This is a genomic window from Solirubrobacter soli DSM 22325, from assembly GCF_000423665.1.
GTDB classification, from domain to species: domain Bacteria; phylum Actinomycetota; class Thermoleophilia; order Solirubrobacterales; family Solirubrobacteraceae; genus Solirubrobacter; species Solirubrobacter soli.
Window position 1 is genome coordinate 34,321 of the sequence record NZ_AUIK01000030.1, and the last position, 25,989, is coordinate 60,309.

Here is a 25,989-nt window from a genome sequence, read left to right on the forward strand (position 1 = left end):
CGTCATGCTCTGGTGGTGGAGGTCTGGGCTCATGATCGCTGGCGAATCCCGCTACCCGAGGGGCACAAGTTCCCGATCGACAAGTACCGCCTGCTGCGCGAACGGGTGGAGAACGACGTCACCGTGCTCGAGTCCGAGCCGGTCTCGTGGGAGCAACTGGCCGCCGTCCACGAGGCCCCGCTGCTGGAACGCATCCGCACGGGCACGATGAGCCTGCGCGAGATCCGAGGCCTCGGCCTGCCGTGGTCCGAGGTGCTGGTCGAGCGCGGGCGGCGCTCCGTCGGCGGCACCGTCGCGGCGGCCCGACGCGCGCTCGAGCATGGGATCGGGATGAACCTCGGCGGCGGTACCCACCACGCCGGCCGCGACTTCGCCCGCGGCTACTGCCTGTTCAATGACGTCGTCGTCACGTTGGCGCAATTGCGCTCGGAGGGACTCGTCCGCCGCGCGGTCGTCGTCGACTGCGACGTGCACCAGGGCGACGGCACCGCCCAACTCCTCGGCCCCGACCCGGACGCCTTCACGCTCTCGCTGCATGGCGCCCGCAACTACCCGTTCGAGCGGATCCCCTCCGACCTCGACGTCGACCTGCCGTCCGGTACCGGCGACGACGAGTACCTGCGCGTGCTGGACGAATCGCTCGACACCGCGCTCGCCCAACCGGCCGACATCGCCTTCTTCCTCGCCGGAGCCGACCCCTGGGAAGGCGACCGCCTGGGCCGCCTCGCGCTGACCAAATCGGGCCTGCGCGCCCGCGACGAACTGGTCCTCGACCGGCTCCTGGCGGCCGGCGCCGCGGTGGTCGTCGTGCTCGCCGGCGGCTACGCGCCGGACGTCAACGACACGGTCGACATCAACGCCGCCACCGTCGCAGCCGTCGCCGCGCGCGACGGCGTCCTAAGCTGATCGGGTTCCCGGGGGCGTAGTGATAATGGGAGCACGCGGCCTTTGCACGGCCGAGGTAGGGGTTCGATTCCCCTCGCCTCCACTCGGGAATCCGGCCCATCGAAGAGGTCACCGCCTGCCGCAAAGCTGCTGCGAGGGAAGTGGCTACGAACCGAGCAGGCGGTCGAGCAGCGCGCCGAACTGGGCACGCTCGTTCTCGTCGAGCGGGCTGAAGGAGTCCTCGAGGACGAGGTTCAAGCGCCGCTGGCCCTCTTCGCGGGCCTGCTCGCCGCGCTCGGTGAGGCGGTGGCGGACGGCCCGGCCCGGGCCGGGAGCGCGCTCGATCAGGCCGCGGTCGATCATTCGTGTCGCCAGCGTGCCCATCGCCTGGTCGGTCTGGAACGTGAGTTGCGCGAGGTCGTGCAACGACGCGTCCGGGTTGGCGTGCAGGTGACGCAGCGCGTCCCACTGGACAAGGCTCAGCCCCAACGGCTTGAGCGCGTCGTTGCCGGCGCGGTGGTGGCGCATCTGCAGGCGCTTGACCGCAAGTCCGAGCTCGGGGAGGGAGTGCACAGGAGGCAGCGTATCAACTTGCTTATCTCAATATATTGATCTAAGCTTGTTGACATGACGACTTTCCTCCTCCTCCATGGCGGCGCCGGGCCGGCGTCCGTGGCCGCGTTCGCCGAGCGCCTGAGCCGCGATGCGCACGTGATCGCCCCGACGCATCCGGGCTTCGGCGGCACGCCGCGCGACGGCGTCGAGACCATCCGCGACTACGCCGTCGGATACGCCAAGCTCGTCGAGGACTTCGACGACGTGACCGTGGTCGGCAACTCGATCGGCGGGTGGATCGCGGCCGAGCTCGCGCTCCTCGATCCGCACCAGGTGCGTCGCTATGTGCTGGTGGACGCGGTAGGCATCGAGGTTCCCGGCCATCCGGTCGTCGACTTCTTCAGCCTCACCCTCCCGGAGGTGGCGAAGCGCAGCTACTACGACCCGGAGCGATTCAGGATCGAGCCGGGCCCGGACGCGCAGTCGAACCGCGAGACGCTGGCGGCCGTCGCGGGCGGCATGGCCGACCCGACGCTGCGCGAGCGCCTCGCCGGCGTGTCCAAGCCGACACTCGTCGTGTGGGGCGACAGCGACGGCATCGTCGACCCCGACTACGGCCGCGCCTACGCGGACGCGATCCCCGGCGCACGCTTCGCGCTGCTCGAGAACACCGGGCACCTGCCTCAGATCGAGAGCCCGGACGCGCTGCTGGCGCTCGTGTAGGCGATGCCCGTGAGCTCTTCCGAGAGCGTCCACATCCGCGCTGCGTCCTCGGGGCTGCGCAGCGGCCTCCAGAGCTTCAGCTCTCCCGGTCGGCCCCCGAGGCTCCCGGGCCCCTGCGGGCCGTAGAACCCGCCGTCCCGGGACTCGGGCGAGGTCGCCGCCATGAGGGCCGGCAACCCCGCGCTGTCCGCGGTTCCGACGATCAGGCCGCGCGCCGAGAGCCGGCGGATCAGTCGCACGCTGCGGGTGTCCTCGGGCCGTCCGACCTCCGGACGCGCCGCGAGCAGGCTGGTCGGGGCGACGCCGGGATGGGAGATGGTGCTGGTGATCCCCCAGCCTGCGGCCCGGCTCCGATGGCTGAGCTCGAGCCCGAACAGCCCGCACGCGAGCTTGGACTGCCGGTACGCCCGCATGCCGTCGTACCTTCGTGCCCAGTTGACGTCGTCCCAGTTGATCGTGCCGCTGCGCGCCGCGACGCTCGCTTGCGAGGTCACCCGCGCGCGGCCGGCCTTCAGGAGTGGCAGGAGGTGGGCGGTGAGGGCGAAGTGGCCGAGGTGGTTGGTCCCGAACTGCAGCTCGAACCCGTCGGCGGTGGTCTGCCGGTCGGGCGGGGTCATGACCCCCGCGTTGTTGATGAGGAAGTGGATCGGCGCCCCCTCGGCGCGCAACTTCTCGCCGAGCGCCGCGACCGACGCCAGCGAGGACAGGTCCAGCGCCTCCAGCGACAGCTCGGCCGATGGGTGCCGCTCGCGAATCCTGGCGACGGCCACCTCACCCTTGCGCGGGTTTCGCACCGGGAGCACCACCTCGGCGCCTGCACCGGCGAGCTTGGTCGCGATCCCGAGTCCGATCCCGTCGCTGGCGCCTGTGACCACAGCTCGCTTTCCGGAGAGGTCGGGGATCGTGATGTCGTGGCTCCTTCGTGGCATGACGAGCAGCGTCGCCCACTACGCGGGCGGTATCCACGGCCTGACGATCCGTGGCTGAGCGGTCCGACCCGGGCGAGAATGGACGCGATGATCGATCGAGCGGGACTTGCCGAGTTCCTCCGCGGCCGCCGAGAGGCGCTGCAGCCGGAGGACGTCGGCCTCCCTCGCGGTCAGCGGCGTCGGACGAGCGGGCTGCGGCGGGAGGAGGTCGCCGCCCTGTGCCACATGTCGACGGACTATTACGCGCGTCTGGAACGCGAGCGGGGTCCACAACCCTCTGAGCAGATGATCGCCTCGATCGCTCAGGGGCTGCGCCTGTCGCGCGACGAGCGCGACCACCTCTTCCGCCTTGCCGGGCGCCGGCCGCCCGCGGCGGAGTCGGGCAGCGACCACATCGGTCCCGGGATGCTGCGGATCTTCGACCGGCTCGAGGACACGCCGGCGGAGATCGTCACCGAGCTGGGTGAGACGCTGCGGCAGAACGCGCTCGGCATCGCGCTCGTCGGAGACCTGCGGCGCTACGCCGGCCCGGCGCGGAGCATCGGCTACCGGTGGTTCACCGACCCGCGGGCGCGCGCCCTGCACCCGCCCGAGGATCACGCCTTCTACTCGCGGATGTACGTCTCAGGACTCCGCGGCGTGCTCGCATTGCGCGGGCCCGGATCCAGGGCGGCCGGCCTCGTCGAGCTGCTCACGGGACAGAGCGAGGAGTTCCGAGTCCTGTGGAAGGACCACGAGGTCGGAATCAGACCCCGAGAGATCAAGCGCTACGAGCACCCCATCGCCGGCCGGCTGGAGCTCAATTGCCAGATCCTGCTCGACCCGGACGAGTCCCACTCGCTCCTCGTCTACACCGCCGCACCGGGCAGCGAGAGCTACGAGCGACTTCAGCTCCTGGCGGTGGCCCTGTAGGCGCCTGGGGTGCGGCCCATCGTGCGCTGGAAGGTGTCGATGAACGCGCTGGTGGTCGCCCAGCCGCAGCGGTGGGCGGTCTCGGTGACCGGGGTGCCGGCGGCGAGCAGGATCATCGCCTCGAAGACCCGCACGCGCGTGCGCCACTGCGGGTAGGTCATCCCGAACTCCTCGCGGAAGAGCCGCGACAGGGTGCGCTCACCCGCACCCACCTCGGCGGCGAGAGTCGCCAGCGGGCGGGCGACGCCGAGGTCGGCGTTGACGAGCGAGCAGGCCGCCGCGAGGCGCGGGTCGACGGCGGCGGGAAGCATGATCGGCTCCTGGCGGGTGCGGCGGAGCTGGTCGCGCAGGACGAGGCGGATCCGGCGCACCTCGGCCTCCGGCAGCGTCTCGTCCGTGCACGCGACGAGCAGCTCGCGCAGCAGCGGGCCGACGGCGATCACGGTCGGCTCGGCGTCGGCGAGCGGCGCGTCCCCCAGCTCGAAGCCCACGGCGTGGAACGCGCTCGCGCCGTAGAAGCGGTGCTCGTGCCAGGTGCCGGCGGGGAGCCAGACCGCGCGCTCCGCCGACGCGACCCAGCGCCCCGCGGAGGTCCGCACGGCGAGCACGCCCGTGGAGACGTAGACGAGCTGGTGCTCGTCGTGGCGGTGGCGGTCGATCCGGTCGCCCGCCGCGCGCAGCGACGACGCCGTGGGTGCGAATGTCGTGTGGCGGATCTCCGACACTTCTCGGCAGATTACGGGAAGTCGCCAGGGCTTCCGAGAACTACCTTCCGGCGCCGTGGCCGTGCTGGCAGAACCGAGGACGTCGAACTGGACGCGGATGCGCATCTGGGCGACGGCGCACGCGGTCGACGATCTCTACCAGGGCCTGGTGCCCGCGACCGTGCCGTATTTCGTCCTGGAGCGGGACTTCAGTTACTCCGCGGCCGCGGGTCTCGCGCTGGCGGCGACCGTCGGCAGCGCGGTGCCGCAACTGCTCGTCGGCTGGATCGCCGACAAGCGCGGGCTGAGCTGGCTCTCCCCCGCCGGGCTGGCGCTCGCCGCCGTCGGCTTCGGCTTCGCGGGCGTCGCGCACGGCTACGCGGCGGTCTGGCTGCTGCTCCTGCTGTCCGGTCTCGGCGTCGCCATGTTCCACCCGCCCGCGGGCCGCGACGCCCGCGCCGAGGCGGGCCAGAGCGCGACCGCGATGAGCTACTTCGCCGCCGGCGGCTCGGTCGGCTTCTTCCTCGGCCCGACGCTGGCCACGCCCGTCCTCGACACCTGGGGCCTGAGCGCGACCGCGGTCTTCATCCCGCCCGGCCTGCTGATGGGCTTCGTCCTCTACCGCCACACCCGGCGCCTCACCGCGCGCGCCATCGCCAAGCGCCAAAGCGAGGGCGTCGACCGCCCGCGCATGTTCGGCCTGTTGATCGCGGTCGAGGTCGTCCGCTCGTCGGTCAGCTTCGGCATCAACACGTTCGTCGCGCTGTACTGGATCAAGGAGCTGGGCGCGTCGAGCGCGCTCGGCGGGACCGCGCTCGCGCTCGAGCTCGGCGGCGGGGTCTTCGGCACGCTGCTGGGCGGGCGGATCGCCGACCGGCTCGGCCTCGTCCGCACGGTCCAGCTGGGCAACGCGCTGCTGGTCCCCGCGATCCTCGCGCTGCTCACATGCCGCGACCCCCACCTCGCGCTGCCGCTGATCTTCGTCGTCGGGCTCGTCACGAACATCCCGTTCGCGGTGCTGATCAAGCTCGGCCAGGACTATCTGCCGACGCGCCCCGGCACCGCCGCGGGGGTCACGCTCGGGCTGGCCGTCAGCGCCGGCGGGCTGTTCATGCCCGTCCTGGGCACGATCGCCGACCACCACGGGCCGCGCGGCGTGTTCATCGTGCTCGCCGCGATCCCGGTCCTCGCCGTCGCGCTCTCGAGCCGGCTCTCAGAGCCCGGCTAGGAACTTCGCCGCGATCGGCGCCGCGACCTCGCCGCCCGCGCGGCCGTTCTCGACCAGCACCGCGACGGCGAGGTCGTCGCGGAAGGCGATGAACCACGCGTGGGTGGGCGGCGGGTCGCCGCCGCCGAACTCGGCCGTGCCGCTCTTGCCCGCGACGAACCCGGGCAGACTCGCCAGCGCGGTCCCGGTCCCGGAGGTCACCACGGCGCGCATCAGGTCGCGGAGCGTCGCGGCCTGCGCGACGCGCGGACCGGTGCGCTTGGGATCGTCGGCGAGCAGCCGCGGCGAGTGCCAGCGGCCCGCCGCGACGGTGCCGGCCACGCCAGCCATGATGAGGGGCGTCGCCACGATCTTGTCCTGGCCGATCATCATCGCCGCCCGCGAGGTCGCGGACTCGCCCTCGGGGACCTTGCCGTCGGCCACCGGCACGCCCAGCTTCAGCTGCTCGCCCACCCCGAAGTCCTTCGCGGTGTCCGGCAGAGCGGTGCGCGACAACCGGTCCGCCAGCGAGATGAACGCCGTGTTGCACGACTGGGCGAAGTCGGTCCGGAACGGCACCGCGCCGGCCGCCTCGCCCTCGAAGTTCTTGAACGAGCGCCCGTCGACGACCTCGGTGGCGGGACACGGCACGGTCTGGTTCACCGACAGCCCGTCGCGGAGCAGCGCGGCGGTCGTGACCACCTTGAAGGTCGAGCCCGGCGGGTAGAGACCGGTCAGGGCGCGATCGAGGGTGTCCGCGGACGGGCGGTTGGCGACCGCCAGGACGTCGCCGGTCGAGGGCTGGAGCGCGACCAGCGCCATCTTCTTCCTCGTCGACCCCAAGGCCGCTTCGGCGGCTTGCTGCACATCGAGGTCGAGCGTCGTCTGCACGTCCTTCGCCGACTTGCCCTTCCAGCGCCGCAGCGTCTTCTCGACCACGCCGTCCTTGGCGTCGCGGACCACGATCGAGCGCGTCTCCGTGCCCGCGAGCCGCGCATCGAACGCGGCCTGCAGGCCCCACTGACCGACGGCGTCGCCGGGCGCCAGCCGCCCGTCCGAGCGCTCGACCTGCTCCGCCGTGGCCGGCCCGACCGCGCCGAGCAGCGCCCGCGCGAAGTCCTTGGAGGGCGCCAACGGCGCCGTGCCGGGAGCGGTGGAGGCGCCCGGGACGTCCTGCAGCTCGCCCGCGATCTTGTCGTACGCGGTCTTGCGCAGCGTGATCACGGGGACGAAGCCGCCCTTCGGCGCCGCCTCGATCTTCTTGCGCAACTCGCCGGCGTCGATGTCGTCGATCAGCGCCGCGATCCGCGACGCGGTGTCGGCGGGATCGGTCACCCGGCGCGTGTCGACGTCGATCGCCGTGACCGCCCGCTCGGCCATCAGCGCGCGGCCGTCCCGGTCCTCGATCCGCCCGCGCGCCGGCGCCTTGACCGCCGTGCCGAGCCGGGTCCCCGCGTCGAGCGCGGGATGGATCGCGGTCGGCCGCCAATGCACGACCCACCCCTTCTCGCCCTTGGCGGCGGTGAGCTTCACCCGATAGGCCCAATGGCCGATCCGCGGGATCTCCCACGCCACCGAGACCGTCGCGGTGGCGCTGTCGTCCTTCTCGGTAACGTCGCGGACGGTCGCCTTCACGGTCGCGCCGTCGAGGCCCTTGCGAGAGGCGGCGAGCGCTGCCGCCGCGGCGCCGGCGTCGTCGGTCGCACGGGCGGCCCCGCGGTCGTCTGCGCGGCTCCAGGCCGCGGCATAGCCGACGAAGGCGTCACGTGCCGGATCACCGCCGGAGCGGGTGACGAAGAACAGCGCCACCGCCCCGACGGCCAGCAGAAGTCCGAGAGGGGCCAGCCAGCGCACCCCTCCTAGGGTGCCATCACCAGCTGACGGGCTTTCCCGGCGTGTACAGCCAGACGTTGAAGAAGCTCGTCAGGTCCTGGCCCGAGATCCGCTCCGAGAGCGCGATGAAGTCCTTCGTCGTCGCGGTTCCGTAGCGGTACTTCGCGGTCCAGGTCTTGAGGATCCGGAAGAACGCGTCGTCGCCGATCTTCTCCCGCAGCGCCTGCAGCGTCATCCCGCCGCGGCGGTAGACGGCGCTGGCGAACATCGTGTCGCGCTGGGGGTCGGCAACCACGATCTGCCAGAACGGAGAATCGGCGGCGCGGCTGTAGTCGGCCAGGAACGCGGCGTGCGCCGTGCGAACCCCATTCTCCTCGTCCCAGACGTACTGGGAGAAGGTGGCGAAGCCCTCGTTGAGCCAGATGTTGTCCCACGTGTCGACCGACACGCTGTCGCCGAACCACTGGTGGGACAGCTCATGCGCGATCGTGCTGGTGCTGCGGACCGCGCTGTACACGGGCTTGGTCTGGGTCTCGAGCGAGAATCCCAGCGGCTGGCCGTCGAAGGTCGCGTTGTCGGCGATCGCGCCCACGACGTCGAACGGATACGGCCCGAACTTCTGCACCCACAGGTCGGCGGCCTTGGCCGAGGTGTCGTAGAAGAAGTCGACCGCGCTCTGGCCGTTGACGTCCGGCAGCACCGGGTCGGCGGCGACGTACTCCGGGATGCCGCCCGGCGTGCGGCCCTGGCGGATGTTCCAGCGGCCGATGTCGGCGGTCACCAGGTACGAGGCCATCGGCAGCGGCTCGTCCCATACCCACAGCGTCTGGTTCCCGGCGTCCTGGTGGTACTTGAGCGTGCCGTTGGCCACCACCCCGAGACCCTTGGGGACGCTGACGCGGAACGTGTACGTGGACTTGTCACGCGGGTGGTCGGAGACCGGGAACCACGTCGAGGCGACGTTGGGCTCGTCGCCCTGGAACGCGCCGTCGTCGGTGTGCAGGAACCCGTAGGGCGAGCCGAACACGATCGGCGAGCCGACGATCGTCTGCGGGACGCCGCCGTACTTGACGGTGACCTCGAACGTCTTGCCGACACGGATCCCGTGCCGCGGCGTGATCTGGAGCTCCTGCCCGTCGCGGGTGAAGGCCGCGTCCTTGTGGTCGACCACGACGCTGTCGACGTCGAGTTGCTGCAGGTCGAGGTCGAAGCGGCTCAGGTCCTGCAACGCCCTGGCGGTGATGACGGCGGTCCCGTCGAGCCGGTCGGTGGCCGGGTCGTAGCTGAACGTCAGGTCGTAGTGCTGCGTGTCATAGCCGCCGTTGCCCTCCAGCGGGAAGTACGGGTCGCCGATCCCCGGCGCGCCCGGCTGGTAGTCGGGCTTGCCCTTCCCGTTGCCTTGGGCGTGCGCCGCCGGCACGGCGGTCGCCAGACCCAGGACCGCCCCCGCGACGGTCAGCAGACGAAGTGCTCGCATGCTCATCCTCCCTGCGATACGACAATGGACCGCGGGAGGTCTACTCCTCGAACCGTCGATTAATGGAGGATGAGAGCGGGCGGACGCGGCGAGACGCGGTCCGGGGCATTGGGGTCCGCGCCTCGCCGTTGAATGCGTCCAAAGCCTCTCTCGGGGGAAGAGGCAACCCTCGTAGTCGGCGGAAACCCGCCGACCTTTACTTATCCCAGTCGAATTCCTTCGGAGGCTTCTGCTCGAACCAGAGTCGGTCGTGCTCGGGCGTCTCCTGGAGGAAGTCGGGCGTCTCTTCCAGGACGTCCTCTTCCTCACCCGTCTCGGGCGCGGGACGCCGCGGGCGCTCCTGGAGCGCCTCCTCGGCGGGGACCTCGTCCGGCTCCTCGTCGAGCCACGGGTCCTCGTCGTAGCCCGGCGCCTGCGCCGACGGCGGTTCCTCCGGGATCCCCGGCTCGCCTTCGGGCAGCTCGTCGACCGGAGCGGGCTCGAGTTCCTCGGGCGAAGCCGCCTCGGGCTCGGGCTCCGGCTCGGGCTCGGGCGCCGACGCAGCCTCAGGCTGCGCGAACTCGTTGCGCTGACCCGGGCCGAGCGCCTCCTGTTCCTGGCGCGCGACATCCTCCGGATCGGCTCCGTGCTTGCGCTTGAGCTCGAGGTGCTCGCGGATGGCGTCGTCGAGGAGTCCCATGGCCGCCGTCTCCCTTCAGCCTACTCGGCCTTGACCGTCCGGTTCTTACCCGACCGTTTCGCCCGGTAAAGCGCGGCATCCGCCGCCGCCACCAGGCCCTCCTTGTCAGATTGTGGAGCACTCGACAGGCTCGCGGCGCCAAAAGATGCGGTAACTCGGAGAATTCCGTCGCCGTCGAGCAGCGGGAGCTCGAGCGCCTCGATCCGCTGGCGCACGCGCTCGGCGAACCGGTACGCGCCGTCCAGATCGGTCTGCGGCAGCGCGACCGCCATCTCCTCGCCGCCGTACCGCGCGGGCTCGTCGATCTCGCGCGCCGACTGGCGCAGCACGCGCGCGACCTCGCGCAGGACCATGTCGCCCTGCATGTGGCCGTAGGTGTCGTTGACGCGCTTGAAGTTGTCGATGTCGAGCATGATGAGGCCCATCTCGGTGTCGTACCGGCGCGCGCGGTCGACCTCGGCCGCCATGACCTCCTGGAAACGGCGGTGGTTGAACAAACCCGTGAGCTCGTCGGTGACCGCTTGGCGCTGCACGGTTTCGTGCAGATCGACGTTCTCGACCGAGACGGCCGCCTGGCTGGTGAGGTACGCGAACAGCTCGCGCTCGGGCTGCGCGAAGGGGCGGTCGCCGCGCGCGACGGACACGATCGCCAGCACCCGGTCGCCCGCCTCGGTGGCGCTCAGCGGCGCCGCCATCGCGTTCACGCCGGAGATCTGGATCTCCGCGACCTGCCCGGCGTCCATCACCGCCGCCTCGGCGGCGTGCAGCGCCCGCTGGAAGGCCTCCGGCTCGCCGCTGCGGGTGACCTCCTCCATCGGCGCGTCGGCGCGCTTGCGCATCGTCGCCCGCCCCGCCTCGGCGCCGGAGCCGTCGACCGCCGTCTGCACGACGATGTCGAGCACGCCGACGCGGTCCAGGCCCTTCGCGAACGACTCGCCGACGCGGCGGATCGCGTCCTGCAGGCGCCCGCGCTCGCGGCGCAGGTCCTCCAGGCGCGCCTCCAACTGCAGCGCCATCTTGTTGAACTCCTTGCCGAGCGCGGCGAACTCGTCGTTGCCCTCGGCCGGGACCGACGTGCTGAAGTCGCCCTTGCCGATGCGCTGCGCGGCGGTCAGGAGCCGGTTGACCTCGTTCTGCAGCGTGCGGTTGACGATCACCGCGAAGACCATCGCCAGGATCAGGAACGCCAGCGTGAGCCCGATCACGATGACCGTCCACCCGTTCCCGTTGGCCGGCACCGGCGAGAACAGCCGGATCGTGTTGGGGAGGCCGTCGGGCTCGCGGGCGGGGAACGAGGTCGTGCGGAAGTCGCGGTTGGCGATCGTGACGTCCTCGCCCTGGCCGTCCGGCAGCGGAGCGTTCAGCGCCAGCCGCGACGAGGACGCGAGGACCCTGTCGCCGCGGTCGATCCGGGTCCCGACCTCGGTCAGCCGGCGCGACTGGTCGACGTACTCCTGCGGCGAGGTGACCGAGACCGTGATCTGCCCGATCGGCTTGCGCTCGGAGTCCTGCAACTGCGCCTGCGAGAGCGCGACCGCCAGCGGCGAGCCCATCTGGAACGTCCCGAGGCCCGTCACGACCAGCTCGATCCGCTCGGCGCCGATCTCGGTGCCGAGCGCGTTGAGGCGCTCCTGCACGGACGCCTTGTTCCCGTTCGTGATCGCCGTCGCGAGCGGGACGTCGCTCTGCAGCCGCATCGCCGCTTCCGCCGCTTGGGCGCGAGACTCCGCGAACAGGTTCTGCGCGACGGTCTGCGCCTCGCCCAGCTCGGAGTTGAACTTCGAGTTGTCCCCGGCTGCGAGCAGGAAGAAGAGCGCGACCCCCACCGCGATCATCGGCACGACGACGATGACCGCGAAGAAGAGCCGCAGCCGGCCGCGGAAGGAGGGCTGGAGCAGAGTCATGGAGCTGGGGCGACGGCCGCCAATCTAGCCGGGACGGCGGGCTGGACGTCCCGCGCCATGCGGCTACAATGCGTCCTTGGACGGCAGGCATCCGATTCCTGCCGCTCAGCTCGGGGCTATAGCTCAGTTGGGAGAGTGCCTGGATCGCACCCAGGAGGTCGGGGGTTCGAGTCCCCCTAGCTCCATCAGCCCGTATTCGGCGCGCTAGCGCGGGGTACGGGCTTTGTCGTTGCCGGCCGCACTAGTTCGCGCGACCGCGGTGCTCGCGTGTCCGTCCTGCCGGGGTGCGCTGACCGCGGACGACTACGCGCTGGGCTGCGCTGAAGGGCATCGCTTCGACGTCGCCCGCCAGGGCAACGTGTGGCTCGACGTCGGGCCCGCGCGCCGGCGCCCGGCGGGGGACGATCGCGCGATGGTGCAGGCGCGGGCCGCCTTCCTCGCGGGCGGGGCGCTGCGCGCCGTCACCGAGGCGCTGGCGGACGCCGCGCAGGGCTCGTGGGTGCTCGACGTCGGGACCGGCACGGGCCATCACATCGCCGGCGTGCTCGATCGCCTGCCGGACGCGAACGGCGTCGGGGTCGACGTCTCGCGCGACGCGCTGGTCGCCGCGGCGCGGCGTCACCCGCGGCTGGCCGCGGTGGGGGCGGACGTGTGGCGCGGGCTGCCGCTGCGGACCGGCGCGTTCGACCTCGCGCTCGTGGTCTTCGCCCCGCGCAATGCGGCCGAGCTGCACCGCGTCCTGCGCCCCGGCGGCCGGCTCCTGGTCGCCACGCCGGCGCCGGACCACCTACGCGAACTGCTCGCCGACGCGCCGATCCGCGTGGACCCGCACAAGTCCGAACGGCTCGAGCGGCAGCTCGGGGGTCGCTTCGAGGTCGAGCGGACGCAGCTGATCGAGGAGCGGGCGGTGCTCGCGCCGGAGGCCGCCGCGGCATTGCAGCGCATGGGCCCATGGGCCCGGCACGAACTCCGGGAGCGCCCGTTGGCCGCCGTCAACGTGGCTGTACATCTGACCGCCTACCGACCGCGATGAGCGGCAACGCGCCATGTTCGAACTCTGACAACGACGATGCTGTAGCGACGAAAGGAAGACTGGTCCTTCGTACCGTTCCGCGCGCGGCTAACGCGGTAAAGGATCAAGTCGTGCGCCTTTCTGCTGCCCTTGCGTTCACCGCGATCGCGCTCACTTCGCTGAGCCTTACCACGCGGGACGCCCGCGCCGCCGACGGTCTCGTCGCTGCATATTCCTTCGACGAGAACGCCGGGTCGACGCTCGGCGACTCCTCGGGCGCACACCACGACGGAACCATCGCCAACGCGACGTGGACGACCGGCAAGTTCGGCTCGGCGCTGAACTTCAACGGCACCAACGCGAGCGTCGCCCTGCCCGCGCTCGGCACCTTCTACAAGACCGGCTACACGCTCGAGGCGTGGGTGAACAAGGCGGGCGCGACCAAGGACGTCGGCGTCCTCGGCGCCTGGAACTACCCGGCCGGCGGCCCGATGATCTGGGTCGACCACATCGACGGGCGCTACTACGGGACGCTGAGCACGGGCATGTCGAGCTACGTCGACTCGACGAAGTCGCCGACGCCCGGCACGTGGCAGTACCTCACGGTCACCTATGACGGCGCGACGGCGAAGTTCTACGTCAACGGCGCGTTGACGGCGACGAAGGCCTTCGCCGGCGACGTCGGCAGCTCCAACGACTGGCGCATCGGCGCCTACGGCTCGTCCGCGGGCAACTTCTTCGACGGCCTGATCGACGAGGTCCGCATCTACGACGACGCGCGCACCGCCACCGAGGTCACGACCGATATGAACCAGCGCGTCGGCGGGCCGGACACGACGCCGCCGACCGCGCCCACCAACTTCGCGAAGACCGGCTCCTCGCCGACGTCCATCAGCACGAGCTGGACCGCGTCGACCGACGACCGCGCCGTGACGGGCTACCGCGTGTACCGCTCCGGCAACCTGGTCACGACCGTCACGGGCACCTCGTACACCTTCAGCGGGCTGACCTGCGGCACGAGCTACCCGCTCGGCGTCGAGGCGTTCGACGCCGCCGGCAACGCCTCCACCCGCACGGCGCTGACCGCGTCCACGGGCGCCTGCGACACGACCCCGCCGAGCGTCTCGATCACGACGCCCGCGTCGGGCGCGACGGTCAGCGGCTCCGCGACGATCAACGCGACCGCCTCCGACGGCGACTCGGTCGCCGGCGTGCAGTTCAAGGTCGACGGCGCGAACATCGGCAGCGAGGACACCAGCGCGCCGTACTCGGTCGTCTGGGACGCGAGCACCATCGCCCTCGGGCCGCACACGCTGACCGCCGTCGCCCGCGATCCCTCGGGCAACACGGCCGCGTCGGCGGGCGTCAACATCACGGTCACGGCGCCCCCCGCCGGCAGCGGGCCGGTCGCCGCGTACTCGTTCGACGACGGCGCGGGCGCGCTCGCCGGCGACGCCTCGGGCAACGGCCACGAGGGCACGATCCTCAACGGCACGTGGACCGGCTCGGGCAAATTCGGCGGGGCGATCGACTTCAACGGCTCCAACACCCGCGTCGACCTCCCGTCGCTCGGGCGCTTCTACAAGTCCGGCTACACGCTCGAGGCGTGGGTGAAGAGCGCGGGCAAGATCGACGTCGGCGTCGTCGGCAGCTGGAACGCCGGGACGGCTGGCGGCCCGATGATCTGGGTCGACCACATCGCCGGCCACTACTACGGCGTCGTCAACAGCGGCATGTCCAACTACCTCGACTCGGGCCAGAACGCGGTCTCCGGGACCTGGCAGCACGTGGCCGTCACGTACGACATGAGCACGCTGCGGTTCTACGTCAACGGCGTCGAGGTGGCGAGCAAGCCCTACACGAGCAACGTCGGCGACACCGACCTGTGGAAGATCGGCGCCTACGGCAACCCGATCGGCGGCTACTTCGACGGCCTGATCGACGAGGTCCGCATCTATAGCCGCGCGCTGACCGCGCCGCAGCTCGCCAACGACATGTCGACCCCGGTCGCCAGCAGCGTGGCCGTGACCGCCAACACCCCGGCGGTCGACGCCACCGACCAGTCCGCCGATCCGGACGTCACCGCCTCGTTCAACGTCGCGATGGCGCCCGCCTCGATCACGACGACGACCTTCCAGCTCAAGGACGCGTCCAACAACGTCGTCCCGGCCACCGTCAGCTACGACGCCGCGTCCGGCAAGGCGACCCTGAGCCCGACGGTCGCGCTCAACTACGGCGCCACGTACACGGCGACCGTCAAGGGCGGCGCGAGCGGCGTGACCAGCGCCGGCGGCGGGACGCTGCCGTCGAGCCGCAGCTGGTCGTTCACCGTCGAGGCCCGCCCGCCGGTCCTCGTGCTCACGGCGGCGGCGCAGCCGTTCAGCTCCTACGTCCCGGAGATCCTCAAGGCCGAGGGCCTCGACGCGTTCACGTCGATGGACCTCTCACTCGCGACCTCCACGGTCCTGAGCGGGTTCGACCAGGTGATCCTGGGCGACGTCCCGCTGACCGTCGGCCAGGTGACGATGCTGACCAACTGGGTCAACGCGGGCGGCAGCCTGATCGCGCTTCACCCGGACAAGAAGCTCGCGCCGCTGCTCGGGCTCACCGACCTCAGCTCGACGCTCTCCAACGCGTACCTGAAGGTCAACACGGGCGCCGGGACCCCGGGTGCCGGCATCGTCGGCGACACGATCCAGTACCACGGCTCCGCGGACCGCTACGCGCTCAACGGCGCGACCGCGGTCGCGACGCTGTACTCGACGGCGACGGTGGCGACCACCAGCCCCGCGGTGACCACGCGCTCCGTCGGCGCCAACGGCGGCGACGCGTCGGCGTTCATGTACGACCTCGCGCGCTCGATCGTCTACACCCGCCAGGGCAACCCGGCGTGGGCCGGGCAGGACCGCGACGCCGTGGCCCCGATCCGCCCGGACGACCTGTTCTTCGGCGCCAAGGCCGGCGACATCCAGCCCGACTGGGTCGACCTGTCCAAGGTGCAGATCCCGCAGGCCGACGAGCAGCAGCGGCTGCTGGCGAACGTGATGACCGACAACGCCGCGTCGCGCACGCCGCTCCCGCGCTTCTGGTACCTGCCGCACTCCTACAAGGCGGCGGTCGTGATGACCGGCGACGACCACGCGTACGGCGGCACCGCCGGGCGCTTCGACAAGTACATCGCCGCGAGCCCCGCCGGCTGCTCGGTCGACGACTGGGAGTGCGTGCGCTCCACGTCGTACATCTACTCCAACAGCCCGCTGACCGACGCGCAGGCCCAGGACTACGCGTCCAAGGGCTTCGAGGTCGCGATGCACATCTCTCCCGCGGCGATCAACGACCTCGGGTGCGCGAACTGGAGCGCGACGACGCTGCCGAACATCTTCGACACGCAGCTGGCGGCGTTCAACTTCAAGTACAAGAGCGTCGCCGGGCAGGACACGTTGCGCATGCACTGCGTGTCCTGGAGCGACTGGGCGACGGCCGCGAAGGTCGACGCCTCGCACGGCATCCGCCTGGACACGAACTACTACTACTACCCGAACACCTGGATGGCGTCCAAGCCGGGCTTCATGACCGGCTCCGGCATGCCGATGCGCTTCGCCGACACCGACGGCAGCCTGATCGACGTCTACCAGGCCAACACGGACATCACGGACGAGTCCGGGCAGGCGGAGCCGAGCACGATCAACTCGCTGCTCGACAACGCGGTCGGCAGCGCCGGGTACTACGGCGCGTTCGTGGCCAACATCCACACCGACAACGCCGCTTCGACCGACTCGGACGCGATCATCGCCTCCGCGCAGGCCCGCAACGTCCCGGTGATCTCGGCCAAGCAGCTGCTCACCTGGACCGACGGGCGCGAGGACTCCTCGTTCGCGTCACTGTCGTTCGCGTCCAACACGCTCAGCTTCAAGATCAAGCCGGGCGCCGGCACCGAGGGGCTGACCGCGATGCTGCCGATGACCAACCGCGGCAAGACGCTGCAGTCGATCACGCTCAACGGCAGCGTCAACGTGTCCTTCACCACCAAGACCATCAAGGGCGTGTCCTACGCCTTCTTCGACGCCGACCCGGGGACGTACGCCGCGCAGTACGCGTAGTCTCCCGCCATGGGACTGACGGAAGGCATCGAACGCACCGACGAGTTCCGGGTCGAGGGCGACCTGCTGACCGATGTGGACGGGACCCTGGCATTTCCGGTCCTGTCCACTCCCGGGATGATCTCGATGATGGAGTGGGCGGCGACGCAGCTCGTCGCCGGCGAGCTGCCCGACAACCACGCGACGGTCGGGTTCGAGGTCTGCATCAAGCACGTCGGCGGGGCCCTCGAGGGCGCGGAATGCACCGTCACGGCGCGGTTGCGGGAGTTCGTCGATCTGCGCAAATTGCGCTTCGACGTCGAGGTCAAAGAGGGCGAACGCACGATCGGCGTCGGGACGCACGAACGCCGCATCATCCCGGTAGCACGCTGAAACCGGCCCCGGTCCAGGAGAAATGGCGCACGGACGCGCCTGAAGGTTTCCCGCAAATTGCCGATAAGTCGGGAACCCATCCATCTCGACCGGAGTCCTCTGGTCATCGAAAGGCAAGGACGCCGTGTCCAGCATCCCTTCCTCCCCGTCTCGCCCCTCCTCACGCAAGCGGCTCGCCGCCTGGCTCGCGTTCGGCGCGGCCGGTCTCGCCACCGGCGCCGTCTGGGCCTCCGGCTTCGCGTCCGGCAGCGGCGCCAACGGCGCCACCGCGATCTCGCCCGCGCTGACCAAGACCGCGCCGACCGTCGCCACCTCGGCTTTGTCGGGCACCACGACCGCGGTCACCCCGCTCTCGTTCGACTGGCAGGGCCGTTGGGGCTCGATCGCCGCCAAGACCGTGATGTTCAAGGTCGACCTGAGCGGCTCGGACTACGCGGGCAAGACCTACAACATCGCGCTGCTGCTCGCCAACACGAGCGACATGAGCGGCTGGGCGTCGATGCAGCTCAAGCTCGAGCGCGTCGACGTGGCCGCCTCCGGCAGCTGCTCCGCCACCGCCTTCGACGGCACGCAGAACCCGAAGGTCCTCAACTTCGACGACGAGGACGCCGGCGTCTACTGGAACGGCGTCGCGGGTGACGCCGTCTACTGCGTCGGCGTCAACGCCGCCGCGGGCGACGACGTGGCCGGCACCTTCCTGCGCGCCGCCCAGGACACGCCGCCGACGGCGTTCCCGACGTTCATCACCACCGTCGACCGCGCGACGTAAGCCGCACCGGCCGGGGCGGACCCCTCCACCGCCCCGGTCGTCTCTCCCCTCCGCAGCACATGTCTCCAACCGTCCTCCTCGCCGATCCCTCCGTCCGTCTCGCCGGCCTGCGCCCCCGGCGGACGTACGTGCGCGCCGCGCGGCAGCGTCGGCGGGTGCGCTGGGGCCGCTGGTTCGGGGGCGTGGTGCTCGCGGGCGTCCTGCTCGCGCTCGTCTTCCTGCAGACCTGGCCGCCGCTGGCGACCGTGATGTCGGGCAGCATGGCCCCGACGATCGACACCGGCGACGTCGTGCTCCTGAAGCGGTTGGACCGGCCCGCCCGCGTGGGCGACGTCGTCTCGATCCCGGTGCCCGACGAGGCCCGCAGCCGCTTCGGCTACCCGCCCGTCGTGATCCACCGGATCATCGCGATCGACGCCGCCGGCTCGGTCAAGACGAAGGGCGACGCCCGCAAGCAGCCCGACCCCTTCACGGTCCCGCGCACCGCGCTGACCACCCGCGTCGTCGGCACGATCCCCGCCGCGGGCCGCGGCCTCGCGTTCCTCGGCAGTCCGCTCGGCCTCCTGTGGCTGGCGGGCGGCGCGCTGCTCCTGATCGGCATGCCGCTCCTGGAGCGCCACCGTGAGGGCCAGCGCCGTGTCCTGGTCGAGCGGGACGGCCTCCACTCCGCGCTGACCGCGATCACCGCCGAGCTGGCCGCGCTGCGCGACGAGCGCGAGTGGGCCACCGACGCCGCGATCGAGCGCGAGGAGGCGGCGGCGGAACGCGCCGCCGAGGCGCGGGCCGACGCGGCGGAGCGCGAGCGTCTCGCCGCTGAAGCGCATCAGCGTACGCTGGCGGAGTGCGTCGAGCGGGAGCGGCGGGCCGTCGCCGAGGCCGATGCCGCGCTCAAACAGGCGCGCGCCGCGGCCGATGCCGTCGAGCGGCACCTCCTCGAGCTCCCGGCGCTGCTCGAGCGGGCGATCGCGGACGCGTTCGCCGCGGCGGCCCCGCCGCCCCCGCCACCACCGGCTCCGTTCCAGGCGGACATCACGCCCATGCGCCCGGCGACGCCGTCGCCGTTCGTCGAGCTCACACCGCCCGCGCCCGCGACGCCGGATCTCCTCGGGTGTCTGGCTCCGGCGAGCGAGGCGCGGGGATTGTTCGGGCCGGTCAAGCGAAGCGTGGCGTGGGATGCGCCGCCGCCGGACCTGTCCGCGACGCGGCGGTTCGCGCCGCCGGTCAAGACGTTCTTCGCGTAATCAGCCGAAGTCGAGCCGGATGACGTCCTCGGCGGTCGCGAGGCGCCAGGAGCGGCCGTCGGTGGTCTCCGCCGCGAGGACGAAGCGGCCGAGGACGGTCGCCAGGCCGCGCGCCCACACCTCCGCCACCCACGAGAACGGCAGCGCGACGCGCCCACCGCTGAGCGATGGCGTCGAGCCCGGCGCCAGGAGCTCGACCTCGATCTCGCCGAGCACCTCGCGCACCCGCCCGTACAAGGCCGCGTGCTGGACCGGCGTGGGCGGCTGCCCGGCGAGCCCCGCCGCCACCGTCGCCACCAACCGGTCCCCGAACGCGCCCGGCAGGCTGAGCAGCGCGCGCCGGCGGGCGTCCGGCGTCTCGGGGGCCTCCGGCCCTGACGCCATCGGCCCGTAGCCGGCCTCCTCGTCGGCCGCGCCCCACTCGCGGACGACGATGCGATCCGACGGCCCGCGGCGGCCGAGCACCAGCACGCGCTCGTCGGCTGCGTGGGCGGCCCAGGCGTCGACGACGTCGGCACACACGCAGCGGTCGCCGCCGAGGGCCGCGAGCGCCCGCTCGCCCTCCAGATCGCCGTGGTCGGGCGTCGACACCTCGCCCGCCTCCCAGCGCACGCGATGGCGCGCGCCGCCGCACTCGACGAGCGCCTCAGCAGGCGGGAGACCGAGCCACCACGCGTTCATTTGGACCACTCCAACGGGATCCGGATGACGGCGCGTTGCGTCGGTGCCGTCGGCATGACGTCGACGTAGGTGGACTTGCGATCGAGCCCGCCTTCGAACACGATCTCGCCGCGCCGGGTGCCATCGCCGCCGTTCCAGCCCGCGACCGCACCGAGGAACTGGTGCCCGCGCTCGTCGCGCGCCCACCAGGTGAGCCCGGCGGAGTCGTCGAGACCCATCCGGAACGGCGAGACGGAGTGATCCGGAGCGACCTCCACCGAGAGCTCCCAGCCGTGCTCGTCGGACTTCAGCGACGTGGCCGCGACCGAGGTCCCGTCGAACAGCGGGGTCGCGGCGTTGACGGCGATCGTCCCGGTCGGGCCCTTGCGCCGGCTGGGCGCGTAGATCGAGCGCCAGGGCTCCGGCAGCTTCTTGGCCTCACGGGACGAACCGTGGTACACCACGCCCTGCCGCGCGGACGCGACCGCGCGGATGTCGGCGAGCTCCGGGTGATCGTCGGCCAGCACGCCCGCCGCCACGAGCGCCTCGATCGCCGGCTCCAGCGGCGTCTCCTCGTGCAGGTCGTCCTGGGTCAGCCCCGCCCACAGGTGCTGCAGCACCGGATCGGGGTCGGGCAGATCCTCGATCCAGACCTCGGCGGCCGGCACCTCGCCGAGCAGGTCGATCCGTTCCCCGTCGAGCTCGATGTAGGCCGTGTCCGTCGCGAGACCGGGCTGAGCCGTGAAGTGCCCGGTCCACTGATGCTCGCCCCCGCCGCCGCTGAAATGCGCCTGCCGCTTGGTCCCGCGGTCGTCGGCGAGCGTCACGAGCCCCGGCGAGCGGCCGCCGTACAGGATCCCGCTGCGCCCGTGCCGCATCCGCGGCGACGTCGAGGCGAACCGCAGCGTGACCGCGACCACGGTCTCGCGCTCGCTCAGGCTGACGAGGTGGACGCGCGTCGTTCCCGTCGGGGTCTCGATCTCGCGGTCGCACGTCACGGCCCTGGGCGGCGTCAAGGGCTCCAGGGCCGGCATCCGCTCCTCGTCCTCGTGCTCGGACTCGATCACCCACATCGCCATCTGGTCCCCGCGCAGCCCCCGGGCCAGCAGGTAGTCGGAGAGCACGCCGCGCGCGGTCGCGGGCTCGATCACGCCCGCCACCACCAGCGCCTGCGCCGCGGACGACAGCGGGGTCGGCCCGTGGTGCTGCTGGTTCGAACCTTCGGCCAGCGACCGTTCGCCGATCAGGCGTAGATAGAGCTCCGCGTCGAACACGCTCCGAATGTGCCACAACTCACAGCGATGGAGCAACAGTCGACTGCCCTCCAAGCACTCGGGATCGCCGTCGCGGCTCGGGTGCCCGTGCTGCTGTGGGGCGCGCCCGGCACCGGCAAGACCTCGGTGATCCGCGCGCTGGCCGACGCCGCGGGCTGGCCGTGCGAGACCGTGATCGCCTCGATCCGCGAACCGTCGGACTTCGCCGGCCTGCCGATCGTCGTCGACGGGCGGGTGGACTTCGCCCCGCCGCGCTGGGCGGTCCGGCTCGCCGACGCCGGCTACGGGATCGCGTTCTTCGACGAGGTCTCGACCGCGCCGCCCGCGGTCCAGGCGGCGCTGCTGCGCGTCGTCCTCGAGCGCACGGTCGGCGACCTCGAGCTCCCGGACGCCGTGAGCGTCGTCGCCGCGGCCAACCCGCCGGACCAGGCAGCCGACGGCTGGGAGCTCTCGCCGCCGCTCGCCAACCGCTTCTGCCACCTCGACTGGCCGGTGGACGGGCGCACGGTCGCCGACGGCTTCAGCGGCGGCTGGCCGACCCCGCCGCCGCCCACGCTGCGGCCCGGGTGGGAGCAGCGGATCGCCGTCACGCGCAGCTGGATCGCCGGCTTCGTCACGGTCCGCCCGACGCTCGCCCTCGCCGTTCCCGAGGACGCCGCCGGCGCCGGCCGCGCCTGGCCGAGCCCGCGGTCGTGGGACATGGCGGCACGCCTGATGGCGGCCTCGCGGGACGAGCTCGTCACGTCGCTGCTCGTGCGCGGCTGCGTGGGCACCGGCCCGGGAATCGAACTGCTGACCTGGCTGGCGGAGGCCGACCTCCCGGACCCCGAAGCCGTGCTGGCCGACCCCGACTCCTTCGTGCTGCCGGAACGCGGCGACCGCGCCTACGCGGCGCTGTGCTCGATCGCCGCCGCCGTCGCCGCCGACCCGGGCGATGGGCGCTGGGAGCGCGGCTGGCGCGTGTTCGGCCGCGCCGCGGGCGCCGCGCCCGACGTCGCCGCCACCGCCGCGCGGACGCTCGCCCGCGCGCGCCCGCCCGGCGCGCCGGTCCCGCCGGAGGTGCGCGCCTTCGCCCCGCTCCTGCGCGACGCGGGGCTGCTGTAGATGCAGGTCGCCGCCGCGCGGGTCTGGGCCGCGGCGAAGCTCCCGTACCTGGCCGGCGCGCTGTTCGCGGCGGAGGTCCGCGCGGACCCTGGCAGCGGCACGATCGCGATCACCCGCGGCTGGCGCATCCTCGCCGACCCGGACGTGGCGGCGGAGCTGTCGGTCGAGCAACTCGGCCGGCTGCTGATCCACCTCGTCGGCCACGGGCTGCGCGATCATGCGGGACGGGCGGAGCGGCTCGGGATCGCCGACCGCTCGCGCTGGAACCGCTGTGCCGACGCCGAGCTCAACGACGACCTCGAGGGCTGCGTCCCGGACGTCGCTCCCGACTTCCCGGAGGACCTCGGCTGCGAGCGCGGCCGCTTCGCCGAGCACTACTACGAGCACGCGACCGACGGTCCGCGCGCCTGGGACTGCGGGCCTGGCGCGGACGGACGGCCCGGCGACGACGGCGGTCCGCTGTCAGGGCGTCAGTGCGAGCTGATCCGGCTGTCCACCGCCGCGGAGATCCAGCGGGGCGACGCCCCGGCGGGCTGGCGACGCTGGGCGGAGACCGTGCTCCCCTCGAAGATCGACTGGCGCCGCGTGCTCGCAGCCGAGGTCCGCGGGGCGGTCGCGGCGGTCTCGGGCATGGTCGACTACAGCTACCGGCGCCCCTCGCGCCGAGCGCTCCCCGACGTCGTCCTGCCGACGCTGCACCGACCCGTTCCCGACGTCGCGATCGTGTGCGACACCTCAGGTTCGATGCACGACGAGCTGCTCGCCCGCGCGCTGGCGGAGGTCGAGAACGTGCTCTCGCGCGCCGGCCTGCGGCAGCGTCAGGTCCGCGTCCTGTCGGTCGACGCGGCGGTCCATGCCGTCCAGCGGGTCAGCCGTGCCACGCAGATCGCGCTCGCGGGCGGCGGCGGGACCGACATGGGCGCCGGCATCGAGGCGGCCGCCGCGCTGCGCCCGCGCCCGACCGTGACGATCGTGCTCACGGACGGATACACGCCGTGGCCGGACCGTCCGCCGCCCGGCATGCGCGTGGTGGTGGGCCTGCTCCAGCAGGGCTGGGACCCGCCCGGGTGGGCGCGGGTCGTCCTCATCGACGATTGATCGTGTTCTCACGCGAACGTGCGGATTCGCACGAACCGCGGTACGATGCCGCACATGGAACCGAACCGGTTCGACGACGTCGACATCCGGATCGTGGAGGAACCGAGCGAGCCGCGTAAGCCGAAGCGGGTGGGTCCCGCCGTGCTGGCGCTGACGGCGGCGTTCGCGCTCACGGGTTCCCTCGCGGCGGGCGCATCGGCACTCACCAGCACGGCGCAGGCGCCGACGCGCGTGGTCCAGAAGACCACGCACATCAGCAAGCAGGGTCACCACGGCCTGTGCGACAAGGACCGCCGCAGCAGCACGGCGGCCCTCAGCTACTAGGGATTCGTCGTCGACAACGTGAAGGTCAGCGTCCTGGAGTAGGCGCCGGTGCGCAGCGCGTCCTGCGCGCCGATGTGCTGGCGGAACGTGATCGTCGCCGCGCCGTTGGACACCGGTCCGGTCCAGGTCGCGGGCGCGATCTCGACGCGCAGAGCCTCCGGCAGTGAGAAGGCTCCGTTCATGAGGTGTCCGGGATCGGAGACCGTCAGCGCCGCGTCGGCGGCGGTGGAGGTCACGGTCGCGGTCGTGCTCGCCGTGTACTCGCGGTCGACGCCGGGCGCGAAGGCGCCGAAGCTCGCCGGTGCGCCGAGCGTGAGCGAGAGCGTCGCGGGGACGCTGCCGCCGACGTTCCCGCCCGCGTCGATCGCATAGTCGCGGGCGAGCTTGCCACCGGCCGGGACGATCTTCGCCGCCGGCGCGCTCACCGTCAGCCCGCCGAGGTCGCGCCCGGGGGCGTCCACGACAGGCAGCCGCAGCTGCAGGTCGGACACGCCCACCGACTGCTGGCCGGTGGGCGTGCGCAGGTACTGCGCGTCCTGCGCGAGGAGCTCGAGCTTGAGGACGTGGCCGGGCTGGACCGTCCAGGCCTGCGGGTGCAGCTGGAAGACCTGCCGGGTCGGGCCGCCGCCCGGGTTGAGCGGGCGCTGGACGCCGCGGGCGATCAGCCGCTGGGTCGCGCCGTCGACGTCGTACAGCCTCGCGGCGACCATGTCGTTCGCGCCCTTGGTGTCGAGCGTGGCGACGATCGTCGGCGAGCCCGCGAGCGTGTACGCGCTGGTCGCGGCCGGGACCTTGTAGGTCGCGGCGCTCGCGTTGTCGGTGCTGGCCGTCGTCGTGCACACGTCGCCGCTCGTGAACGCGTTGCTCGGCGCGGTCCCGGGCGCGGTGACGGTTTGGGCCGCGGCGCCGTCGATCCGGATCTCGCCCGGCGCGAGCAGCGCCCACGAGGCCGCGTGGTAGCGCGTCCCGGCGCCGCTGACCGGGCACTTGGAGGTGAGGATGTCGACGCCGCCGCGGGCGTCCGCCGGCTCCGTCCCCACGCCCTTGACGTAGTAGTCCAGCCAGGCGTTCTCGGCGGCGGTCAGCGCGGCGCGGTCTGTGGTGGAGATCGTGCCCGCGCGCGGGTTGTGGCCGAAGTCGAGGTGGAACATCGAGATCGGCGCATCCGGGTACTTCGCGCGGACCTTGTTGTAGTAGCGCAGCGACTCGTCGACCGGGAAGAGGTCGTCGTTCCAGCCGTTCGCCAGGAGGGCGGGGGCGGGCGGGATGCTGTCGTCGATGTAGTCGGCCGAGTGGTTGGTGGTGAGCTCGGTGACCATCGCGGCGGCCGCGGGGTTGGTGTCGAACGGCCCGCCGGAGTCGGTCAGCGCCTTCCAGCCCATGATGTCGGCGGACGGGTCGGGAGGGCTCAGCGGCGCGTAGTAGCCGAGCACCTGGCCGGCGACGTAGAGCGAGTTGTTCCAGCTCTGCTTCTGGACGCCGACCCGATGGCCGCCGTTGAGGTAGGCCGAGTTCGCGAGGTAGTCGAGGTTGGAGCCGTTCGGCGTGAGCGAGTAGGCGATGTCGCTCCACGTGAACTCCGGCACGGTCGCGGCGATCCGCATCGGCTTGCCGAGCGGGCTCGTCCACGGGATCAGGCTGCCGTCGGGCTGCTGGACGCGGGTCTTGAGGGCGCCGAGGGCGATCGACATGCCGCCGCCATAGGAGCCGCCCGTGGCGCCGATCCGCTGCGGGTCGATCACGCCGTCGTCGGCGAGTTGCCCGAGCGCGTACTGCGCGTCGCGCACCTCGAACGCGTTGTGCATCAGGTGGATGTAGCCCTTGCCGACGCACAGCGGGTTGGCGCGCATCGCAGCGCCGCAGGAGTTCCCCCAGCCGCGGTCGGTCATCGTGAACACCGCGTAGCCGCGGGTCAGCGCGCGCTGGGCATCGGTGCCCGTCAGCGCGAGCTTGGAACCGCCCCAGCCGTGGTAGATGCCGATCACGGGCCAGTTCGCGTCGGCGCCGGCCTCAGGCGGGAAGCCGACGTTGACGTCGAGCGGGATCCCGTCCCAGGACGTGATCTGGCCGCTGCAGAAGCGTTGGCCGCTCGCCTGTGGGGTGCACGTGAGCGGGGTCGCGGTCCCCGTGAAGACCTGCGGGATCGCGGCGTCCGCCGAGGACGTCGCGATCAGGCTCGCGGCGGCCGCCGCGAGGACAAGCATCCTGCGCATTGCACTCTCCTCCT

Annotated in this window: 22 protein-coding genes and 2 tRNA genes; 14 read left to right on the forward strand and 10 right to left on the reverse strand. The window is 72.0% G+C overall.

All coding sequences use genetic code 11. The features are described from left to right. Positions 1 to 15: 15 nt before the first annotated feature. Complete coding sequence (locus tag G569_RS0124210; protein WP_028065332.1) at positions 16 to 906, forward strand: histone deacetylase family protein; 891 nt, start codon at positions 16 to 18, stop codon at positions 904 to 906. Positions 907 to 916: 10 nt separating this feature from the next. Next, positions 917 to 988 (forward strand) — tRNA-Ala (locus G569_RS0124215). Between the two features lie 62 nt (positions 989 to 1,050). Here G569_RS0124215 and G569_RS0124220 read toward each other — a convergent pair. Further along, complete coding sequence (locus tag G569_RS0124220; RefSeq protein ID WP_053226930.1) at positions 1,051 to 1,413, reverse strand: MarR family winged helix-turn-helix transcriptional regulator; 363 nt, start codon at positions 1,411 to 1,413, stop codon at positions 1,051 to 1,053. Between the two features lie 99 nt (positions 1,414 to 1,512). On the opposite strand from G569_RS0124220, the gene G569_RS51180 reads away from it, so the two are divergent. Beyond that, on the forward strand, positions 1,513 to 2,163 hold the full coding sequence (locus G569_RS51180; protein ID WP_053226914.1) for an alpha/beta fold hydrolase: 651 nt from the start codon (positions 1,513 to 1,515) through the stop codon (positions 2,161 to 2,163). On the opposite strand, the gene G569_RS0124230 is transcribed toward G569_RS51180, so the two are convergent. Beyond that, positions 2,124 to 3,092, reverse strand: coding sequence for an SDR family oxidoreductase (locus G569_RS0124230; RefSeq protein ID WP_028065334.1), 969 nt, complete (start codon positions 3,090 to 3,092; stop codon positions 2,124 to 2,126). The genes G569_RS51180 and G569_RS0124230 overlap by 40 nt on opposite strands. A gap of 87 nt (positions 3,093 to 3,179) precedes the next feature. Between G569_RS0124230 and G569_RS0124235 the strand changes: the two genes are divergently transcribed. Further along, positions 3,180 to 4,004: a helix-turn-helix transcriptional regulator gene (locus G569_RS0124235; protein ID WP_028065335.1), complete on the forward strand. Its 825-nt coding sequence runs from the start codon at positions 3,180 to 3,182 to the stop codon at positions 4,002 to 4,004. Here the strand turns inward: G569_RS0124235 and G569_RS0124240 are convergent. Beyond that, entirely contained in the window at positions 3,980 to 4,729 is a 750-nt protein-coding gene (locus G569_RS0124240; RefSeq protein ID WP_028065336.1) for an AraC family transcriptional regulator, read from the reverse strand. The genes G569_RS0124235 and G569_RS0124240 overlap by 25 nt on opposite strands. Before the next feature lie 97 nt (positions 4,730 to 4,826). Between G569_RS0124240 and G569_RS0124245 the strand changes: the two genes are divergently transcribed. Next, positions 4,827 to 5,936 carry an MFS transporter gene (locus tag G569_RS0124245; protein WP_028065337.1) on the forward strand — a complete coding sequence of 370 codons (1,110 nt, stop codon included), beginning with the start codon at positions 4,827 to 4,829 and terminating at the stop codon, positions 5,934 to 5,936. Here G569_RS0124245 and G569_RS51185 read toward each other — a convergent pair. The 4 genes from G569_RS51185 to G569_RS58820 all read right to left on the reverse strand — a co-directional run bounded on the left by G569_RS51185 (position 5,922) and on the right by G569_RS58820 (position 11,808). Further along, positions 5,922 to 7,769 carry a penicillin-binding transpeptidase domain-containing protein gene (locus G569_RS51185; RefSeq protein WP_084285491.1) on the reverse strand — a complete coding sequence of 616 codons (1,848 nt, stop codon included), beginning with the start codon at positions 7,767 to 7,769 and terminating at the stop codon, positions 5,922 to 5,924. The two genes, G569_RS0124245 and G569_RS51185, sit on opposite strands and share 15 nt — an antisense overlap. A 16-nt stretch (positions 7,770 to 7,785) precedes the next feature. After that, positions 7,786 to 9,225, reverse strand: a complete 1,440-nt coding sequence (locus tag G569_RS0124255; protein WP_084285502.1) for a M1 family metallopeptidase — start codon at positions 9,223 to 9,225, stop codon at positions 7,786 to 7,788. 196 nt (positions 9,226 to 9,421) lie between these two features. Further along, positions 9,422 to 9,904, reverse strand: coding sequence for a hypothetical protein (locus G569_RS58815; RefSeq protein ID WP_028065339.1), 483 nt, complete (start codon positions 9,902 to 9,904; stop codon positions 9,422 to 9,424). A 20-nt stretch (positions 9,905 to 9,924) separates the two neighbouring features. Beyond that, complete coding sequence (locus G569_RS58820; RefSeq protein WP_053226916.1) at positions 9,925 to 11,808, reverse strand: GGDEF domain-containing protein; 1,884 nt, start codon at positions 11,806 to 11,808, stop codon at positions 9,925 to 9,927. 112 nt (positions 11,809 to 11,920) lie between these two features. On the opposite strand from G569_RS58820, the gene G569_RS0124270 reads away from it, so the two are divergent. From G569_RS0124270 to G569_RS0124295, 6 genes are all read left to right on the forward strand, one after another. Beyond that, a tRNA-Ala gene (locus G569_RS0124270) sits at positions 11,921 to 11,993 on the forward strand. Positions 11,994 to 12,037: 44 nt separating this feature from the next. Further along, positions 12,038 to 12,841: a methyltransferase domain-containing protein gene (locus G569_RS51200; protein ID WP_037498842.1), complete on the forward strand. Its 804-nt coding sequence runs from the start codon at positions 12,038 to 12,040 to the stop codon at positions 12,839 to 12,841. 110 nt (positions 12,842 to 12,951) lie between these two features. Then, on the forward strand, positions 12,952 to 16,920 hold the full coding sequence (locus tag G569_RS61440) for a LamG-like jellyroll fold domain-containing protein (protein ID WP_053226918.1): 3,969 nt from the start codon (positions 12,952 to 12,954) through the stop codon (positions 16,918 to 16,920). Positions 16,921 to 16,929: 9 nt separating this feature from the next. Beyond that, the gene (locus tag G569_RS0124285) at positions 16,930 to 17,292 is read left to right on the forward strand and encodes a thioesterase family protein (RefSeq protein WP_028065341.1); all 363 of its coding nucleotides are present in this window, start codon (positions 16,930 to 16,932) and stop codon (positions 17,290 to 17,292) included. 124 nt (positions 17,293 to 17,416) lie between these two features. Next, positions 17,417 to 18,061, forward strand: a complete 645-nt coding sequence (locus tag G569_RS0124290; RefSeq protein WP_028065342.1) for a hypothetical protein — start codon at positions 17,417 to 17,419, stop codon at positions 18,059 to 18,061. Positions 18,062 to 18,120: 59 nt separating this feature from the next. After that, the gene (locus tag G569_RS0124295) at positions 18,121 to 19,302 is read left to right on the forward strand and encodes a S24/S26 family peptidase (RefSeq protein ID WP_037498775.1); all 1,182 of its coding nucleotides are present in this window, start codon (positions 18,121 to 18,123) and stop codon (positions 19,300 to 19,302) included. On the opposite strand, the gene G569_RS0124300 is transcribed toward G569_RS0124295, so the two are convergent. After that, positions 19,303 to 19,983: a hypothetical protein gene (locus G569_RS0124300; RefSeq protein ID WP_028065344.1), complete on the reverse strand. Its 681-nt coding sequence runs from the start codon at positions 19,981 to 19,983 to the stop codon at positions 19,303 to 19,305. It abuts the gene before it with no gap. Beyond that, positions 19,980 to 21,236: a hypothetical protein gene (locus G569_RS0124305; RefSeq protein ID WP_028065345.1), complete on the reverse strand. Its 1,257-nt coding sequence runs from the start codon at positions 21,234 to 21,236 to the stop codon at positions 19,980 to 19,982. The genes G569_RS0124300 and G569_RS0124305 overlap by 4 nt, the downstream gene beginning before the upstream one ends. A 9-nt stretch (positions 21,237 to 21,245) precedes the next feature. Here G569_RS0124305 and G569_RS0124310 point away from each other — a divergent pair, with 9 nt between their 5' ends. From G569_RS0124310 to G569_RS0124320, 3 genes are read left to right on the forward strand one after another with little or no spacing between them, the layout of a single operon-like run. Beyond that, a complete protein-coding gene (locus G569_RS0124310) occupies positions 21,246 to 22,340 on the forward strand; it encodes an AAA family ATPase (protein WP_211233067.1) in 1,095 nt (364 codons plus the stop codon). Continuing rightward, on the forward strand, positions 22,341 to 23,438 hold the full coding sequence (locus G569_RS0124315) for a vWA domain-containing protein (protein WP_028065347.1): 1,098 nt from the start codon (positions 22,341 to 22,343) through the stop codon (positions 23,436 to 23,438). It abuts the gene before it with no gap. Positions 23,439 to 23,492: 54 nt separating this feature from the next. Beyond that, positions 23,493 to 23,762, forward strand: a complete 270-nt coding sequence (locus G569_RS0124320) for a hypothetical protein (protein WP_028065348.1) — start codon at positions 23,493 to 23,495, stop codon at positions 23,760 to 23,762. Here G569_RS0124320 and G569_RS0124325 read toward each other — a convergent pair. Then, the gene (locus G569_RS0124325; RefSeq protein ID WP_028065349.1) at positions 23,759 to 25,975 is read right to left on the reverse strand and encodes a CocE/NonD family hydrolase C-terminal non-catalytic domain-containing protein; all 2,217 of its coding nucleotides are present in this window, start codon (positions 25,973 to 25,975) and stop codon (positions 23,759 to 23,761) included. The genes G569_RS0124320 and G569_RS0124325 overlap by 4 nt on opposite strands. Positions 25,976 to 25,989 lie beyond the last annotated feature (14 nt).